Below are 16,297 nucleotides of genomic sequence, written 5' to 3'. Positions count from 1 at the left end.
TATGAAACTTACAAGGTGTAACTTCGAGCGCCCAGGGAGCAGCGACATGGCCGAGCGCAGCGGACGCAAGGTGGTCGTGATCGGCGGTGGCCTGGCAGGGCTGGCCTCGGCGGTCTGGCTGGCCGAGGCGGGCGACCAGGTGACGCTGCTGGAACGGCGCGGGCGCCTCGGCGGCCGGACGCTCGGCTTCCCGCTCGACGCGGTCGGCGGCGAGATGGTCGACAACGGGCAGCACGTGATCGCGGGTTCGTACACGTACATCTTCCGGTACCTCGACTCGGTGGGCACCCGGGAGTTCGTCCGGTTCCCCGATCAGTGGGGTGTGCGAGCGCCGGACGGCACGGCGGGCAGCCTCGGCATCCGTGCCCGCGACCAGCTGAAGGTCCTCGCGGGCAAGGCTCCCGGGATCAGCGTCCGCGACGCGTTCAAGAGCATCCCCGCGCAGGCGAAGCTGTTCGCCGCGTCCCGCCGCCCGGACGACGAACTCGACCAGATCACCGTCGACGAATGGCTCGACCGTGTCGGCATGCCGCCCTCCGTGCGCCGGATCCTCTGGCACCCGGTCACCATCGGCGTCCTCAACGAACTCCCACACCTCGCCTCAGCCCACGCGCTCGCCTCTGCCATCCAGACGGGATCGCGTAACGCCCGGAAGTATCGGCGGCGTGCCATGAGCATCGGTTGGCCTACGGTCGATCTCCACACCCTGTATCTCGCGGGTGCGGAGAAAGTGTTCGCCAAGCACGGCGTGGACGTGCGGCTCCGCGCGAAGGCCACCCGCATCGAGGTGACCGGCCAGCACGTCCGCGAGGTGACGGGCGGGCACGTCCGCGAGGTGACCGGCCAGCACCTCCGCGAAGTGACAGGCCAGCGCGTGCACGGAGTGCGGATGGCCGACGGGGAGCTGATCGAAGCGGACGCCGTCGTGATGGCGGTCCCGGCCTGGGATGTCGGCGGGCTGCTCGACGACGTGCCGGGCGCGGAGCCGATCGTCGCCGCCACCCGCGAGCTGGTACCGATCCCGATCATGTCGGTCAACCTCTATCTCGACCGTCCGATCGGCACCGAGCATCCCTGGGAGACCCTGCTCGACACCGACGTGCACTGGGTCTTCGACCGGACGCTCATGCACGGTCGGCGCAGCGAGGCGGGCTGGCTCTACGCGCTGACCACGTGCGCCTCGTACGACCTGATCGAACTCCGCAGTCCCGAGGTGGTCGAACGCTGCATGGCCTCGCTCCGTTCGGTCTATCCGGAGGCGCGGGAGGCGAACGTCGTCCACGCGCACGTGGTGCCCTGGCGACGCGCCACCTTCTCCTCCCGTCCCGGCACCGGCACGATCCGGCCGGGCCAGCGCACCGAGGTCGAGGGGCTGGCGCTCGCTGGCGACTGGACCCGCAACGACTGGCCGACCACGATGGAGGGCGCGGCGCAAAGTGCGGCCCGCGCCGTCGAGGTGCTGCGCGACGTACGCCCCAGGTCGTCGGGCGGCTGAGCCTGTGGTGCACTGACCTCATGGCAAGGATGAGCGCCGAACGGCGGCGGGACCAGATCCTGGACGCCACCAGGGCGATCGTGGACGCGGAGGGGTTCGCCGCGGTCACCATCGGTCGCGTGGCCGAGGCCGCCGGGATCACCCGCACCCTGGTCTACCACCAGTTCCAGGGACTGTCCGGCCTGCTCACCGCACTGGTCGACCGCGAGGCCGAACGCGCCATGGCGGGACTGATCAAGGTGATCACGCAACGCCCGTCCGGCGACCGCGACCCGTTCACCGCCGCGCTCGCCGGGCTCATCGAAGCCGCCTCGGCCGACCCGGCGACCTGGCGGATGTTCCTCATGCCCTCCGAAGGCGGCCCGCCCGAGCTGTACGAACGCATCGAGCAAGGCCGCGCGGTCGGCCGTGCCCGGATCATCGAGCTCGTCAAGGGCGCGGACGACGGGAACGCCGTACCCACCGGGCCCGACCCCGAGCTGACCATCCATCTGCTGCACATGGTCGGTGACGAGCTGCTCCGCCTGCACCTCCGCGACCCCGACACCTACCCAGCCGAACGAGTGCTAGCTCAGTGCGAGCACATGGCCAGCTACCTGCACGCCGTCGTCTAACCAGCCTGCAGGGCGCGTGGCAGACTCGTGACCATGACTTACGCCGCCGCAGAGGACCGTTACGACCGGATCCCGTACCGCCGCACCGGACGCAGCGGGCTCAAACTCCCGGCTGTGTCGCTAGGGCTGTGGCATAACTTCGGCGACGACCGGCCGCTCGACACCCAACGGGCCATCCTGCGCCGGGCGTTCGACCTGGGCGTCACGCACTTCGACCTGGCCAACAACTACGGTCCGCCGTACGGCTCCGCCGAGCTCAACTTCGGCCACATCTTCCGCGAGGACTTCGCCTCGTACCGCGACGAGCTCGTGATCTCCACAAAGGCGGGCTACGACATGTGGCCTGGCCCGTACGGCGAATGGGGCTCGCGCAAGTACATGCTGAGCAGCCTTGACCAGTCGCTCAAGCGGATGGGCCTGGATTACGTCGACATCTTCTACAGCCATCGTTTCGACCCCGAGACGCCGCTCGAAGAGACGATGGGCGCGCTGGACCAGGCCGTCCGTTCGGGCAAGGCGCTGTACGCGGGCATCTCCTCGTACTCGCCAGAACGCACGGCCGAGGCGGCGGGCATCCTGCGCGACATGGGCACGCCACTGCTCATCCACCAGCCGTCGTACTCCATGCTCAACCGCTGGATAGAGGACGATCTCCTGGACACGCTGGAGGACGAGGGCGTCGGCTGCATCGCGTTCTCGCCGCTGGCCCAGGGCATGCTCACCGACAAGTATCTGAACGGCATCCCCGCCGGATCACGGGCCAGCCTCGACAGGTCGCTGAGCGGCGACATGCTCAGCGACGAGGTGCTCGGGCACATCCGCAGGCTGAACGGCCTGGCCGCCTCGCGCGGGCAGTCGTTGGCGCAGATGGCCTTGGCCTGGGCCCTCCGCGACCAGCGGGTCACATCGGTCCTCATCGGTGCCAGCAGCGTTGCTCAGCTCGAAGACAGCCTGGCCAGCGTCGACAACCTCGCCTTCAGCGACGAGGAACTCCAAGCCATCGACAAGGACGCAGTCGACTCAGGCATCAACATCTGGGCCGCCTCCAGCGAGCATTAAGCCCGCCGGGCAGCCCGCCGCTCGCCGCCGTAATGGAACCAGCGGCGAGCGACGGACCGGCGGAAACGACGGCCGGTGCCAGCTGAGGCAGCGGAACATCTGCCGCCATCAGGCGGCGCGCCGTCCGAGGTCAGCCAACGAGCCGTCCGCGATCACGCACCGAGCCCTCCGTGATCAGGCAGCGAGCCGTTCGAGATCAGGCGGCACGCTGTCCGTGATCACCCAACGAGCCGTGCGCGATCACACGAGCGCTCTCCCAGTGCCGAGCCCGCGCGATCAGGCGGCGGCGATGATCGCCTCGGCCAGGATGCGTGGGACCTCGGCGTACGAGTCGAACTGCATCGAGTAGCTGCCTCGACCCGAGGTCTGGCTGCGAAGATCGCCGACATAGCCGAACATCTCCGACAGCGGCACCAGCCCCTTGACGACGCGTGCGCCGGACCGTTCGTCCATGGCGTGAACGTGGCCACGGCGCGCGTTGAGGTCTCCGATGACCTCACCCAGGTAGTCGTCGGGTGTAGTGACCTCGACCGCCATCACCGGTTCCAGGAGGACCGGCGCGGCCTGGCGAGCGGCTTCCTTGAACGCGTGGAAACCTGCCAGCCGGAACGCGAGCTCGGACGAGTCCTCCTCGTGGAAGCCGCCATCGAGAAGCGTGACGCGTACGCCCGTCATCTCGTGGCCCGCGAGGATGCCGACCTGCATTGCGTCCTGGCAGCCGGCGTCCACCGAAGGGATGAACTCCTTCGGCACGCGGCCGCCGGTGACCTTGTTCACGAACTCGTAGCCTTCCGAGATCGGTTCGACCGAGATCTGCACCTTGGCGAACTGCCCTTTTCCTCCCGTCTGCTTCTTGTGCGTGTAGCCGACCTTCTCGACCGGCCGGCGGATGGTCTCCCGGTACGAGACCCGAGGACGGCCGACGTTGGCCGCAACACCGAAGTCGCGTTTCATCCGGTCGACAAGGATCGACAGGTGGAGTTCGCCCATCCCGCCGATGACGGTCTGGCCGGACTCCTTGTCGGTGTGCACCTGGAACGAGGGATCCTCGTCGGCGACCCGCTGGATCGCCAGACGCAGCCGTTCCTCGTCCGACTGCGACCTGGCCTCGATGGCGACCTCGATAACCGGTGCCGGGAAGTCCATGGACTCCAGGATCACCGGCTCGCGGCCGTCGCACAGCGTCTCGCCGGTCGTGGTCTGTTTCAGCCCCATGACGACGACGATGTCACCGGCGCCCGCCGACTCCAGCTCCTGCCGCTTGCTCGCATGCATCCGGTAGATCTTGCCGATGCGTTCCTTCCTGCCCTTGATGGAGTTGAGCACCGTGGCGCCCGACTCCAGCCGCCCGGAGTAGATCCGGACGAACGTGAGCTTGCCCAGGTGCGGATCGGTCACGATCTTGAACGCCAGCGCGGCCAGCGGCTCGTCGTCCGACGGCCTCCGCCGGACAATCCCCGCCGCCCCGTCGAGCACCGCACCGCCAGCCGCTGCACCGTCGAGCGCTGCACCGTCGAGCGCTGCACCGTCGAGCGCTGCACCGTCGAGCGCTGCACCGTCGAGCGCTGCGCTGGCAGTCGCCGCACCGCCGGTCGCTGACCCGCCGGTAGCGGCCGAACCGCCAGCCGCCGCGCCGACGGGTGATTGCCCTTCGATGGCGTCGATGTCAAGTGGCGACGGCAGGTAGCGCACGACCGCATCGAGGAGCGGCTGGACACCTTTGTTCTTGAACGCGGTGCCGCAGAGCACCGGCGTGATCGTGGTGCCGCGCGACGTTCTGCCGGACACGATCGTGAGCCGGCGGATCGCCGCATGCAGCTGCTCCTCGGACGGGTCCACGCCGTCCGCGTACAGTCGCATGATCTCCTCGTCATGCTCCGCGACCGCTTCCAGTAGCCTGCCGCGCCACTTGTCGGCGGCGGCGACGTGCGTATCCGGAATGGCCACGACGTCGTAGGCCTCGCCGAGCGCCGCCTCGGCAGACCACACGTACGCCCGCATGCCGACCAGGTCGACGACGCCGGTGAAGCCGGACTCGGACCCGATCGGCAACTGCACGACGAGCGGTACCGCACCGAGCCGTTCGACGATCATGTCGACGCAGCGCTCGAAGTCGGCGCCCGTCCGGTCGAGCTTGTTGACGAAGCAGATCCGCGGCACGCCGTATCTGTCGGCCTGCCGCCAGACCGTCTCGGACTGCGGCTCGACACCCGCGACACCGTCGAACACCGTCACGGCTCCGTCGAGCACCCGCAGGCAGCGCTCCACCTCGACGGTGAAGTCCACGTGTCCCGGGGTGTCGATGATGTTGACGGTGTGCTCGGCGCCGCCGAGCGTCCAGTGACAGGTGGTCGCGGCGGACGTGATCGTGATGCCGCGTTCTCGCTCCTGATCGGTGTAGTCCATCGTCGTCGTGCCGTCGTGGACTTCGCCGATCTTGTACGAGACACCGGTGTAGTACAGGATCCGCTCGGTGGTCGTCGTCTTGCCCGCGTCGATGTGGGCCATGATCCCGATGTTGCGGACCTTGGCCAGATCCAGACGAATCGTGGTGGCCATAAGGCTCGGTCCTTTCTCTGCTCGATGGGGTTTGCGACGACCGGCCGTACTCGGCCACGAGTATCGAGCTGTTGTTGCAGTTCGCGCACGTCATTTTTCGGTCATCGACCAGCCCAAAGCCACGCAGACGACGCGATGATCACGTCATCGCCACCGGCGAGTAGTGCTCGGGCATCAGACCTCCGGCATCTGTTCCGACCCGGCCGCGGCCGCGAGGATGTCCGGCATCGGGAACGCCCGCGCCCTCCGCCGCGTGCGAACGCCCGCGCCCTCCGCCGCGTGCGAACGCCTGGGCCTTCCGCCGCTGGGAAGGCCCAGGCGTTCCACTGCATCGTCTCTCGTGGGGCGTTAGATGTAGCAGAACGCGGTGTTGAACAGCTCGTTGTCCAGAGGGTTGTAGTTGTAGTCCCGTTCGGAGTAGGCCCAGGTCATGCTGCGGCTGCCGTTCTCGGTGTGGGCGGAGAAGCTCCGGTAGCCGGGGATGCGGCCGTCATGCCACCACACATTGACCCCGCACGACAGCGTCGTCCGGAAGATGCCCTTGCCCGCGTACAACGTGCCGTTGCCCGTGTGAACGAGGCCGCCCTTGAGCTCGTTCAACTGAGCTGCCGGCAGCACCTTGCCCTGCAGCAGCGAGCGGAAGAAGGTGTTCTCGTCCGCTGCCGTCGACACGAGCTGGCCCGCGCCGAACCACCTGGTCGGGTTCTGGCCGGTGGTCTCGATCAGCGAGCCGCCGGAAGGATTGGTCCAGAACCCGCGCAGTGCCGGTGCCGGCATGGTCGTGGTGGTCGGTACGGAGGTGCCACCAAGGCCCAGCGGCTCGATGATGTCCCGCCGGATGGCCTCGCCGTACGACAGCCCGGTGACCTTCTCGATCACCATCGCGGCAAGCAGAAAGTTGGTGTTGGAGTAGCCGTACTTGGCCCCAGGCGCGAAGACGGGATCGTGCCGGTTGACGATGGCCAGCAGTTCCTGCGGCGTCCAGGCTTTGGTCATCGTCGACGCGAAGTCGCCCTGGTCGCTGGTGAAGTTGTAGAGACCGCTGGTGTGGTGCAGCAACATCCGGATCGTGACCTTGTCGCCGCCGTTCACCGCGCCCGGCAGGTATTGCGCGACCGTCGCGTCCAAGCTCACCCTGCCAGCCGCGACTTGCTTGAGTAGCTCAGTCGCGACGAACGTCTTGGAAATGCTGGCCGTACGGAAGCGCGCGTTCGTGCCAGGGGAGTTGCCTGCAGTGGCCGTGAACGTACCCTTGCTGGAATCCCTGAACTCCGCCACGCCACCATTGCCGCGGGCAGTCACCGTCTGGGAGAGCGTGTTGCGGACGACCTCGCCAGGCAAGTCCGCGCTGTTGACGTTGCGGTTGATGACGCCCACAAAGCGATAAGTGCCAGAGTCGTTGTAGCGCTGCGCGCCAAGCAACCGTCCGCCCGTACGGAGCGCCTTGTTGGTGAGCTCTGCGTGGCTGAAGCCGTACCACCATCCGGGCGTACGTCCACCAGAGTCGGCGACCATGACGGCATTGAACGAGCCGTCCGCGTTGCGATCGACGTCGATGAGCCGTGCGGCGTTCCTGTTGGCAAGGTCGTTGATCTGCGCCGGACTGCCACCGATCCAGTACCACCAGCCGACGTTGCCGGGCGTCATCAGCACGTCGTACTGCGGCCCAGTGTCGCTCTGCCATCCCCGGATGCGCGTGATCCGTGCGCCCGTACTGGCGACCTTCGACTGGATGAACGAGGCGTCGCCAGCCCACCACCACCAAGCCCGCGCCTGGGCACCGGAGTTGTCGACCATGGCGACCACGAAGCGCCAGCCCTCCGTAGTCCAGTAGCGGTGCACCGACACAGGCCGTGCGTTCCACTCCTGCAGACGTTGATGGACGCCGTCCATCGTCAGGCCGTAGTACCAGGCCCAGCTCGACGTCCTGTAGTCGCCGCTGTTGGCGACCATGGTCACCGTGAACGTAGGCGCCCCACCAGAGTTGACGCCCTCCGCCACGATGTCGGTGGGCCGGGCGCCATTGCTGTCCATGAACGACTGGATCTGGGCAGCCGTGACGCCGTTCAGCGTCCACCAGCCGGTCTGTGACGTGAGCAGCTGATCGTCCCCGTACGTGGGATCGGCGGCAGCCGCCTTAGTTCCGCTGGTCGCGGGAGTTCCGCTGGTCGCGCGCCGATGAGCGCCCCCACGCTCGGCAGAGACCGGCCGTTCCTTCACATCAGGCGCCACGGTGGCACCGGGATGCTGCGCCCCAACAACCCCACGCGCGGCCGATGGATCAGCTGCCTGAACGGCGGGCGCGATCGGCAACGTCAGGCTCAATACCGCGACCAACACGGCGACTCGGCGGAGGACAGGTCGGCTCATCAATGCTCCCGGGAGGTAAGCCAAGATCGCGCCCAGGCGCCAGCAGACCAGACAAATGATCAAGTTTCAAGATCGAGAACGCAATGGGCCTGGTCACCCGGCACGACCCCGTGATAGATCCAGATGCCATGCCGAAGCTCCGTGGTCTCACCGCGTCCGTAGTGGCAGTGCTAGCCCTGGGCACCGCAGCCCCGACCGCCTCGGCTTCCGCCGCGAAGCCCGAGCCGAAAGCGCCCAAGGAATTCGTCGCCCTGCGAGACATCGACCCGACGATCGTCCAGGAGATGCGCTACACGACCCGGCACAACTTCATCGGCAAGCGCATCGACGGCTACCGCCAGCCCATCTGCATCCTCACCAAGCCCGCTGCCCTGGCCCTGCGCAAAGCCCAGCGCCAGCTCCTGCGCAAGGGCTACACGCTCAAGGTGTACGACTGCTACCGCCCGCAGCGCGCCGTGGACCACTTCGTGCGTTGGGCCAAGGACCTGAACGACCAAGCCATGAAGCGGGAGTTCTACCCCCGGGTCGACAAGTCGCGGCTCTTCATCGACGGCTACATCGCCGAGAAGTCCGGCCACAGCCGAGGCAGCACCGTCGACCTGACCATCGTGAAGCTCCCGGCTCGCCACACCCGCCCGTACCGCCCGGGTGAGCGCCTGGTCCCGTGCTACCTCCCGAAGGACAAACGCTTCCCGGACAACTCAGCCGACATGGGCACCGGCTTCGACTGCTTCGACACCCTCTCGCACACCCTGGATCCCCGAATCAAGGGCCGGCAGCGCGCCAACCGCCTTCTCCTGAAGAACACCCTCGAAAGCCTGGGCTACGTCAACCTCCCCGAAGAGTGGTGGCACTTCACGCACAAGCCGGAACTCTTCCCCAACACCTACTTCGACTTCCCAGTTACGCGCCGCTCCCTAACCCACCGCTAACCGACGCAGCCCAACCCGCCAGCCAGCTGCCCGGCGCCGCTGAGCCTGGGGCCTCGCTGAGCCTGGGGTCCCCGCTAGGCCTGGGGCCTCGCTGAGCCGGGGCCCCAGGCCCGCGGGCCCGGAGCTCGCTGCGCTGGGCCTGGGCCCGGCAGGCGGGGGAATCTGTCTAAGAGACGTCCTCGGTGACGGTGGCGAGGTCGGCGAGGATCTCGGAGGCGATCACCGGATTCAGGTCGCCGAACGTGCCCGCGTCGCGGTCGCGGAAGTTGCCGGGCGCCCCGGCCAGCCACACCGCCTCCAGACGCTGTTCGGGGTTGTAGTCGATGCTGCCCTTGTAGAAGCCCGGATGCAGGTTGACGACCAGGTGGCGACCGTTCGGCAGCGGACGGGAGATCCACTCTTCGACGCCGTCGCTGATGACGTCCCCGCGCTGCCAGCCGCGCCGGGTCAGCCCGAGCACCTTGCCGAACGGCACGCTCACGCCCTCGAAGCGGGACAGCCGCACGGCCTTGCGCTCCTCGGCCGTCAGCTCGTACACGGGCCGGGCGAGCTGCGGGAACGGCTGGGTGAGCTCGTAGTCAGCGAAGATCTCCACCCAGGCGTCCAGCGCCGGACCCAGGGTGACCGGATGCGCCAGCCCGATCAAGGCCTCGGCTGCGGGCGCAGGCGTCCGGCCCTCGACGCCGGCGAGCGTCCGGTCCTCGACATCAGCGAGCGTCCGATCCTCGACGTCGGCGAACGTGCGGTCCTCGGCCAGGCGGAACGGCACGCCGCCGCACGTCCACACCAGCCGCCGGGCGATGTGCCAGACCAGCGGGTGCCGGACGAACAGCTCGCCGAACTCGTCCTGCGTCCAGGTGCGGCCCGCGACCATCGCCTGTTCGAGGCGCTTGATCTGGTCGGCCGCGACGGTGCGCACGCTCTTTTTCAGCTCGCCGAAGGCGCGGTGCGCGGCGGGGGCGAGCGCCGCGTCGTCCTTCACGCCCGGCTTGGGGAGGTCCTTGCGCCACGCGCCGTCCTCGTCGGTCACGTACGGCCGCAGCGCCTCGTCGAAGCCCACCCGGAACCGGCGCGGCCCGTAGTCGAGCGTCATGCCACCGTCAGCGTCGAGGCCGAAGGAGGGCACGAGCCGGTCGGCGAGCTGCTCGCCGCTGAGGCCGAGCCGGTCGGCGACCGCCTCCATCTTCCACTGCGCGTACTCCTTGATCGCGCCGAACTTCGCCTTCCGCGCGATGGAGTCGAGCAGCATCAGCGCTGTCTCGGAGCCGATGAGGGCGAGCGCGTCCACGCCCGCGACCGCTTTCGTATGACCGTTCTGGCCTGGCCAGGCGTGGACGAGCGGGGTCAGGCCCCGGGCGGCTGCGTCGTCGCCGAGCAGCCCGACGGCGGTGACCGCCCACTTGTCGGCGGTGCGTTCGCCGTGCTGGCGCCAGCGCTCGAACATGTTCCACGCGAAGGCGGCCAGCGACGCGGTGTCGCAGGTCTCCTTGATGACGGCCACACCGGCGTGCGGCTCGTCGGGCGTGGACAGCGCCAGGATGTCCAGTACGTGCCGTACGGACGAGACCGGAAGTGCCTTGCGCCCGCCGTCCACGAGGAGTCGCGGCAGCACCGCCGGGTCAGCCCAGGTCGGGAGCTGCGGAGGCTTGGGGACGTCCTCAGGCTCGGCGGCGAGCAAGGTGTCGATCGCTTGCGCGGCCTCGTTCCCGTGGCTCCGGGCCGCTTCGACGACGGTGGAACGGCCGTTCACCCTGGCCAGGTGGCGCAGGGCGCCTTCCGCGGCGCGCCGCTTCGGCCCCGCCTTGCCGAGGGCGTCCGGGACCAGGAACGGGACCGCGTCGTTCCCGTGCCGGGCGAACCAGGCCTCCGGGTGGATTCGGGCTTTCTTGAGCCGTATGAGCCAGTCGGCCATCAGCGCCGCCACCTCGGCGGTCAGGAACGGAAGGAGCAGGCCCCCGCACGCCTGCGGATCGCTCTTCGCGTAGGGGAACAAGATTGGCAGCGCGTCAAGCTCGTACCGGGCCGCCAGGAGCTTGCCCCAGTTGTCGATGTCACTGGTGCTGTGCCTGTACGGGTCGTCCAGCGTCCAGCCGGAGAGGAGGGGACGGGTCAGCTCGTCCGGACCCAGCATCAGCACGCCGAGTTCGAGCCTTCCGGTCAGCCGCCCGGCCTTGAAGTCCTCGACGTTCTTCTCCCAGCGCGGGCCGCTCTCACACACCGGAGGGAACCCCCAGGTATCGCTGTTGTCCTCGCCTCCATGGATCAATGCGGTCGGATACGACAGCCTGCCGTTCGCCCATCCGTGCTGCTCGTCCTCGCCCCACCGGACGGACCTCTTGTCAGGAACGGTCAGGCCCTTGATGACGGTCTGGGTGGTCGTCTTCTTGGGCCGGGCCCATGGCGGCTCGACGAGAAGGTCAGGAAGGTCGCCGGGAGCCGCCTCCGCCATTGACGCAGAGCCGCCGATTATGGCTTCGACCGCTTCCCGGACGGGAGCGGGCAGCGTCGGCAGTGCGGCCTCGGCCAGCTCGCGGTTGCCGATGACGTGTTCCTCCAGCAGATCGGTCGCCCCGGCGACGGCCAGCTCCCGCATCGCGCGGACCGGGAACCGCTTCATCGCCTTGGTCAGCTCAACGCTGACGTGCTTGTTTGCGCGGCGCTCGACCAGCGCCCGGAACGCCTCGTCCGACGGCAGTACGCCCAGCACCTCCAGCAGCCCCTTGCGGCGGGGCGCAGATTTCATCCACCGGTCCAGCGCGTTGGCCATCAGCGGCGCGACCGCCGCGCCGACGCCCTCCGCCATCGAGCGCAGGACCCCCGGGTCATAGCAGTCGGAAACCGTCAGCTGCGCCGCGGCCCCGAGCGTGTCGAGCTGGCGCGCCGAGCCGAGGGAGCTGAGCATCAGCCCGCGCATGATTCCGTCGTGGTCCTCGCAGAGCTCGTCCACCCAGTCCTGCCGCGTCGGCACCAGGTAGGCGGTCAGGACGCGCTGCATGAACACCGCGCGGCGCTCGGCGAGGCGCTCGACCGCTTCGGCGTACTCCTCGTCGCCCGCGGCGGCCAGCAGCGTGCGCACGCGCAACGCGCCGTCGGGCAGCAGTCGGCCGCCGCGCTCGCCCGGCTCGACCGGACGGACGCTCCCGATCCGCCTCCCGCCGCGCCCCGCTTCGTACAGCTCCTGCAGTCCGCACAGCTCGGCGAGGGCGCACGCCGCGAACACCACGCCGTGCGCGGAGACCCACGCGTCCACGAGGTCGTCCTGGTGCGCGTAGTACCTGGGCCCGTCCAGCACGAACATCGCCAGGACGGCGGCGCCGCGCGGATCGGGCTCACCGGCGAGCTGGGCGCGCGCAGCGGCGGCCAGCTCCGGGGCGGTGCCCGCGGCGCCGAGCACGCGCTCGAAGTTCTCCTCGGCAGACTTGAGGAACCCGGCGACGGTCTGCTCCGCCACCGCATCAGGCGTGATCTTCGGGCCGGGGGAACCGCCGCGACGCGGATGGATGCGCCGCCGCCAGCCATTCGGGATGACCAGCGTGTCTTCGTCGGGGAGCAGCGGGGAGCGATTGATCATGGGCCCTCAGCCTAGGAGCCCAGTCCGACAACGCGCCGCAAAAACGATCACCTTGCACCGGATAGGTGCGGACCCGTGCCCTGGCTGTGGAAGCGAGACCGGCGATAGTCCGCCCACACCGCGAAGTAGCCCCGAACGGCCCGCCCGCGCCGCTACTCGGCTCACTTCGCGGCACGTCCTACGATCCCCTCATGTCGATTGCCCGGGAACAGATCCCGGACGGGCTGCCGCCGGGGCGGTTGTTCACTCCCGCGTCGGGAAACGAGCCGGTCCTGTGGATCTCGGACGAGCCGTTGGACCCGGGCGAGGCGGGCGCGCGCTGGGCAGAGTCGCTCGCCCGCCATCCCAGCACCAGCCTCTGGCCGTTGTTGCTCGGGGGCATGGAAGACGGCGCCTCCTTGCGCCCGTGGAAGAACGGTGAGTTCGCACCTTCGTCTCCCGAACTGGCCAACGGGATAGACGTCCAGGAGATGCTGGCCAGCGCCTGGGAGGCTGAGCAGGAAGACATCGCGGAATTCGAACTTGACGTCGTGGCTCCGTTTGACCGGGACTGGCCCGGACTGGCACCCGCAGGCGAACCGACCGCCGACCCCGACGAACGGGTCATCGCGTTGGCCACAACCCCCAACAAGGACTCGAGGCTGTTCGCCCGCACAGGTTGGGGCCCCTTCCTGGGGCTGGTCACTGCCGCCGATGGCGCAGACGCGATAAGCGCATGCGGCTGGCTGTCAGAGACGCCGTGCGAAGACGTGACGGCGATGGTGCGCAGCTGGCAACAACGCTTCGGCGTCCGCGTATCCGCCGTGGGCTTCTCCGCCTTCGTCGTGACGGTCGCGTGGCCCCCGCGTACGGAGGAGCACGCCCGTCAGGTGGCGATGGAGCACTACGCCTTCTGCAGCGACCTGAGGCAGGAATACGAGGACTTCGACGAGTACGCAACCAGCCTGATCGACGCCCCAACCTGGTGGATGTGGTGGGACTGAGCGTCCCGTCAGTTTCCCGTGGTCGGGCACCGCGCGCACGGCGGCCAATCGCCGCAGCCGATCAGCGCCTGGCGGCAGGCCGCGCGGTAAGCGATACGGCCGCGCGGCCTGCCGTGGGGGTCTACCCGGTTGGCGGGTTAGGTGATGCGACCCGGGTCGGATGCGGGCAGCGCCGCGCAGGCGCGTCCGTTGGACAGCGCGACCGCTCCGGCCACCACGGTGCCGCTGTAGATACCTCTGCGGGGAACGTTGCTTTCCCGCGAGCCCTCCCACTTCTTACGGAACCACAGGCCGCTGTCCCACGAGTGCCGCTTGCTCCAGCGCCGGGGGCCGTTGACCTGGACTCGCCAGCTGTACGAGACGGCCCTGCGCGACCCGGCCAGTTCGAAGCCGGTCCTGACCTTGTACTTGCGCCGGCCCACATCACTGAGCCACAGCCACGCCTTCCCGCAGTTGCCGCGGACGACGTTCATCGGGGTCACCGCATCGGACTCGGCCACCTCGATCGAGTCGACCTCGACCAGCCCGACCTCCACCAGCCGATCCGGTGCCGATCCACGCGCATCGGCCGCCGAGATCGAAGCAGATGCCGCCGTGCCTGACACCAGCGTGACGCCGGCCACCGCCAGCGGAACCAGCGCCTTCACTACAGGCCTCATCGAGACTCCCTTCCGGGGGATTCGCCGTCGCGCATCAGCACGACGGCCCGTCAGCGACCAGTGCAGCCAGCCCAGCCCCCGGCCCGAAAGCCGGCCACCCGGCCCGGACAGACCCGGACACCACCGTCCATGTGGCCGGGACAGCCGAGGGCACCTGCAAGTGCAGAGACGCCAACGCCCTCCGTCAGCAATGTCCACGCGTTTGCCGCCCGGACGAGGCCATTCGCAAACTCATCGCAATCGGCACCACGGGGGATCGGCCGCGCCCAAGCCCGCAGCCGCTCGTCCGGGCGGCCGAACAACTGTCGCCAACACCGCCCCGCTCGAGGCCGCTCGAAGCTACCGACCGCCCCCAACGCTCGGTCACGTCGAACGCCAAACTGCTCAGAGTCTCGATCGGCAAGCCCCAACCACATCCCCACTCGGTGGTCGGAGGGGAAGGACGTGACCATGGAGCCGAACGGCAGGCCTCCGCGCCAATGCCCAGCGCCCACTCTGGGACCGCCTGCCAGACATTCTGCGGCCACGCCCCAACCAGATAGGACCGTTTAACTCCAGGGCGTAGGCCCCGAGCACCAACCCGCTTCCGAACGTCCCACCCTGACCGGTCAGGGCCCGCGCAAAGATCAACTTCAGGAACGGCTCGTGCGGGCTATGTTCTGGGAAGACGATCGCCCTCCTAACGACACTGCCACTCGCGGCAGGGGCCCGTTGCGGTCCTCGTACAACCGTCGAACGAAGTATCGGCCAAGGGCACATGCAGCACGTCCTCGCCCGCAGCCGCGGCCGCCGCCGCGAATCCACTCCCGTTCAACCTCCCCGAGACCGCAACTCTGCGCAGCTCGTCCCGGACGGTCTTCACGCACTACCTCAAGCCGTATCCGGTCTCGCGCGACATTAAGTCGGCGGCCAGCGACTACTGCAGGCGCAACTACCTGAACCCGAACGGCGAAGCCGGCAAACACAAGGCCTACGGCGGTCTCCTCTGCGACCGTCCTTACCCCTGCGCGCCTCTGACGGCGACTGGAAGCCTAAGGACATGGAGACCGAGGTACGTGTACGGCCATTGCCGCAGTCCTCGACGGCTCCACCGTCGATCTCCTCAACCTCGCTCCGTCCAGCCCTCACCGAAATCGCGTCAGCCTCCTCATCGAGGCCGCCCAGCGCGTCGGCCCAGCTTCAAGATCGCTGATGCCCGACATGATGGCGACGCAGATCAAGTCCCTCACCCCCGCCGCCCTTGCGACTGCCCTGGCCCAACTAGTGCGGTGACCACATATGTTCACCGGGTCTGGTGAGATGCCGACCGGTGATCCGCCCCGCTCGGTCAACCCGCTTGATCGTCTCGAAGTGCGGGCATGTGGCACGGCCGGTGCGATACTCGCGCGCATGCCAGATAACACAGACCTTGAGCGGTTGCGGGCTGCGTTCGCCGAACTGAGCGAACGGGGCTTTGGAGCCGATTTCGACCTCTCCTGGCGCGCCTTTACCAAGCAGGACGCCGCCGCCGAGACGCCGCGCGGTCCGAAGGGCTTCCTCTACAGCTATGCACAGGCTTACGCCGATGCGTTCTTCGCCGAGGAAGGGTGGGGGGTGGCCGAGCAGCCGATGCTCGACTGGGTCAAGGACGAGATCGAGGCGATGAAGCCACAACTGCTGGCAGCCGCGGGAATCGATCCCGATCACCACGCGGAGACCGTCGCCGGGGTGGAACGCGGTGACTATGACGCCGAGGACCTGCACGACGAGTACCGCGCCCTGTTGGACCAGTGGGAGAAGATCGGCGACAACCACGCCCGCGCATCTGCGGCCTTGCGGCAGGAACGCACCCATCGCTGGCACAGCCTCCTGCGTCCGCTGGCGATCGGGTGGCACAGCCCTGGCCACCTCAACGAGATCATCGAAGTGCTGAGATCCCATGGACTGGACGTGACGCCACCTCCGAGCGAGAGGACGGTGATCTTCGTCAATCCGCCCCGGAACGCCAGTGGGTGACATACGTTCACCGGCTCCGGGAGTGTCGACGGAGATGGACGACCCGGTGAAGGTTGGTGG

Annotated in this window: 9 protein-coding genes and 2 pseudogenes; 6 read left to right on the top strand and 5 right to left on the bottom strand. The window is 68.4% G+C overall.

Annotation, left to right across the window (positions count from 1 at the left end):
- The first annotated feature begins 46 nt into the window (after positions 1-46).
- Genes hpnE through mgrA form a run of 3 tightly spaced genes read left to right on the top strand, consistent with a single transcriptional unit; the run spans position 47 to position 3,168 of the window.
- Positions 47-1,495 (top strand): hydroxysqualene dehydroxylase HpnE, encoded by a 1,449-nt coding sequence (gene hpnE, locus ACH34W_RS27745; protein WP_395964025.1) that lies wholly within the window; start codon positions 47-49, stop codon positions 1,493-1,495.
- Between the two features lie 20 nt (positions 1,496-1,515).
- On the top strand, positions 1,516-2,109 hold the full coding sequence (locus ACH34W_RS27740; RefSeq protein WP_395964024.1) for a TetR/AcrR family transcriptional regulator: 594 nt from the start codon (positions 1,516-1,518) through the stop codon (positions 2,107-2,109).
- 33 nt (positions 2,110-2,142) lie between these two features.
- The gene (gene mgrA / locus ACH34W_RS27735; RefSeq protein ID WP_395964023.1) at positions 2,143-3,168 is read left to right on the top strand and encodes an L-glyceraldehyde 3-phosphate reductase; all 1,026 of its coding nucleotides are present in this window, start codon (positions 2,143-2,145) and stop codon (positions 3,166-3,168) included.
- Between the two features lie 276 nt (positions 3,169-3,444).
- On the opposite strand, the pseudogene ACH34W_RS27730 reads toward mgrA, so the two are convergent.
- The 3 genes and pseudogenes from ACH34W_RS27730 to ACH34W_RS27720 all read right to left on the bottom strand — a co-directional run.
- Positions 3,445-4,638 (bottom strand): annotated as a pseudogene (locus ACH34W_RS27730) (elongation factor G); the annotation flags it as partial.
- Positions 4,639-4,800: 162 nt separating this feature from the next.
- A pseudogene (locus ACH34W_RS27725) lies at positions 4,801-5,727 on the bottom strand (GTP-binding protein); the annotation flags it as partial.
- A 348-nt stretch (positions 5,728-6,075) separates the two neighbouring features.
- On the bottom strand, positions 6,076-7,959 hold the full coding sequence (locus ACH34W_RS27720) for a serine hydrolase domain-containing protein (protein ID WP_395964022.1): 1,884 nt from the start codon (positions 7,957-7,959) through the stop codon (positions 6,076-6,078).
- Between the two features lie 266 nt (positions 7,960-8,225).
- On the opposite strand from ACH34W_RS27720, the gene ACH34W_RS27715 reads away from it, so the two are divergent.
- Positions 8,226-9,029, top strand: a complete 804-nt coding sequence (locus tag ACH34W_RS27715; RefSeq protein WP_395964021.1) for a M15 family metallopeptidase — start codon at positions 8,226-8,228, stop codon at positions 9,027-9,029.
- A gap of 166 nt (positions 9,030-9,195) precedes the next feature.
- Here the strand turns inward: ACH34W_RS27715 and ACH34W_RS27710 are convergent, their stop codons facing one another.
- A complete protein-coding gene (locus ACH34W_RS27710; RefSeq protein ID WP_395964020.1) occupies positions 9,196-12,600 on the bottom strand; it encodes a DUF4132 domain-containing protein in 3,405 nt (1,134 codons plus the stop codon).
- A gap of 191 nt (positions 12,601-12,791) precedes the next feature.
- Between ACH34W_RS27710 and ACH34W_RS27705 the strand changes: the two genes are divergently transcribed.
- Entirely contained in the window at positions 12,792-13,583 is a 792-nt protein-coding gene (locus ACH34W_RS27705; RefSeq protein ID WP_395964019.1) for a DUF4253 domain-containing protein, read from the top strand.
- Between the two features lie 137 nt (positions 13,584-13,720).
- Here the strand turns inward: ACH34W_RS27705 and ACH34W_RS27700 are convergent, their stop codons facing one another.
- Positions 13,721-14,242 (bottom strand): hypothetical protein, encoded by a 522-nt coding sequence (locus tag ACH34W_RS27700; protein WP_395964018.1) that lies wholly within the window; start codon positions 14,240-14,242, stop codon positions 13,721-13,723.
- Positions 14,243-15,631: 1,389 nt separating this feature from the next.
- Here ACH34W_RS27700 and ACH34W_RS27695 point away from each other — a divergent pair.
- Positions 15,632-16,237 (top strand): hypothetical protein, encoded by a 606-nt coding sequence (locus ACH34W_RS27695; protein ID WP_395964017.1) that lies wholly within the window; start codon positions 15,632-15,634, stop codon positions 16,235-16,237.
- The last annotated feature ends 60 nt before the right edge of the window (positions 16,238-16,297 follow it).

This window comes from Actinomadura sp. 6N118, from assembly GCF_044326415.1.
GTDB lineage: Bacteria > Actinomycetota > Actinomycetes > Streptosporangiales > Streptosporangiaceae > Spirillospora.
Note: the sequence above shows the minus strand (reverse complement) of the source record. Positions and strands in the feature narration are given on the sequence as shown.

Bases quoted from the DNA above. Each gene is read 5' to 3' on its own strand.
- hpnE (WP_395964025.1), top strand. From the start codon at position 47: ATGGCCGAGCGCAGCGGACGCAAGGTGGTCGTGATCGGCGGTGGCCTG.
- ACH34W_RS27740 (WP_395964024.1), top strand. From the start codon at position 1,516: ATGGCAAGGATGAGCGCCGAACGGCGGCGGGACCAGATCCTGGACGCC.
- mgrA (WP_395964023.1), top strand. From the start codon at position 2,143: ATGACTTACGCCGCCGCAGAGGACCGTTACGACCGGATCCCGTACCGC.
- ACH34W_RS27715 (WP_395964021.1), top strand. From the start codon at position 8,226: ATGCCGAAGCTCCGTGGTCTCACCGCGTCCGTAGTGGCAGTGCTAGCC.
- ACH34W_RS27710 (WP_395964020.1), bottom strand. From the start codon at position 12,600: ATGATCAATCGCTCCCCGCTGCTCCCCGACGAAGACACGCTGGTCATC.
- ACH34W_RS27705 (WP_395964019.1), top strand. From the start codon at position 12,792: ATGTCGATTGCCCGGGAACAGATCCCGGACGGGCTGCCGCCGGGGCGG.
- ACH34W_RS27700 (WP_395964018.1), bottom strand. From the start codon at position 14,242: ATGAGGCCTGTAGTGAAGGCGCTGGTTCCGCTGGCGGTGGCCGGCGTC.
- ACH34W_RS27695 (WP_395964017.1), top strand. From the start codon at position 15,632: ATGCCAGATAACACAGACCTTGAGCGGTTGCGGGCTGCGTTCGCCGAA.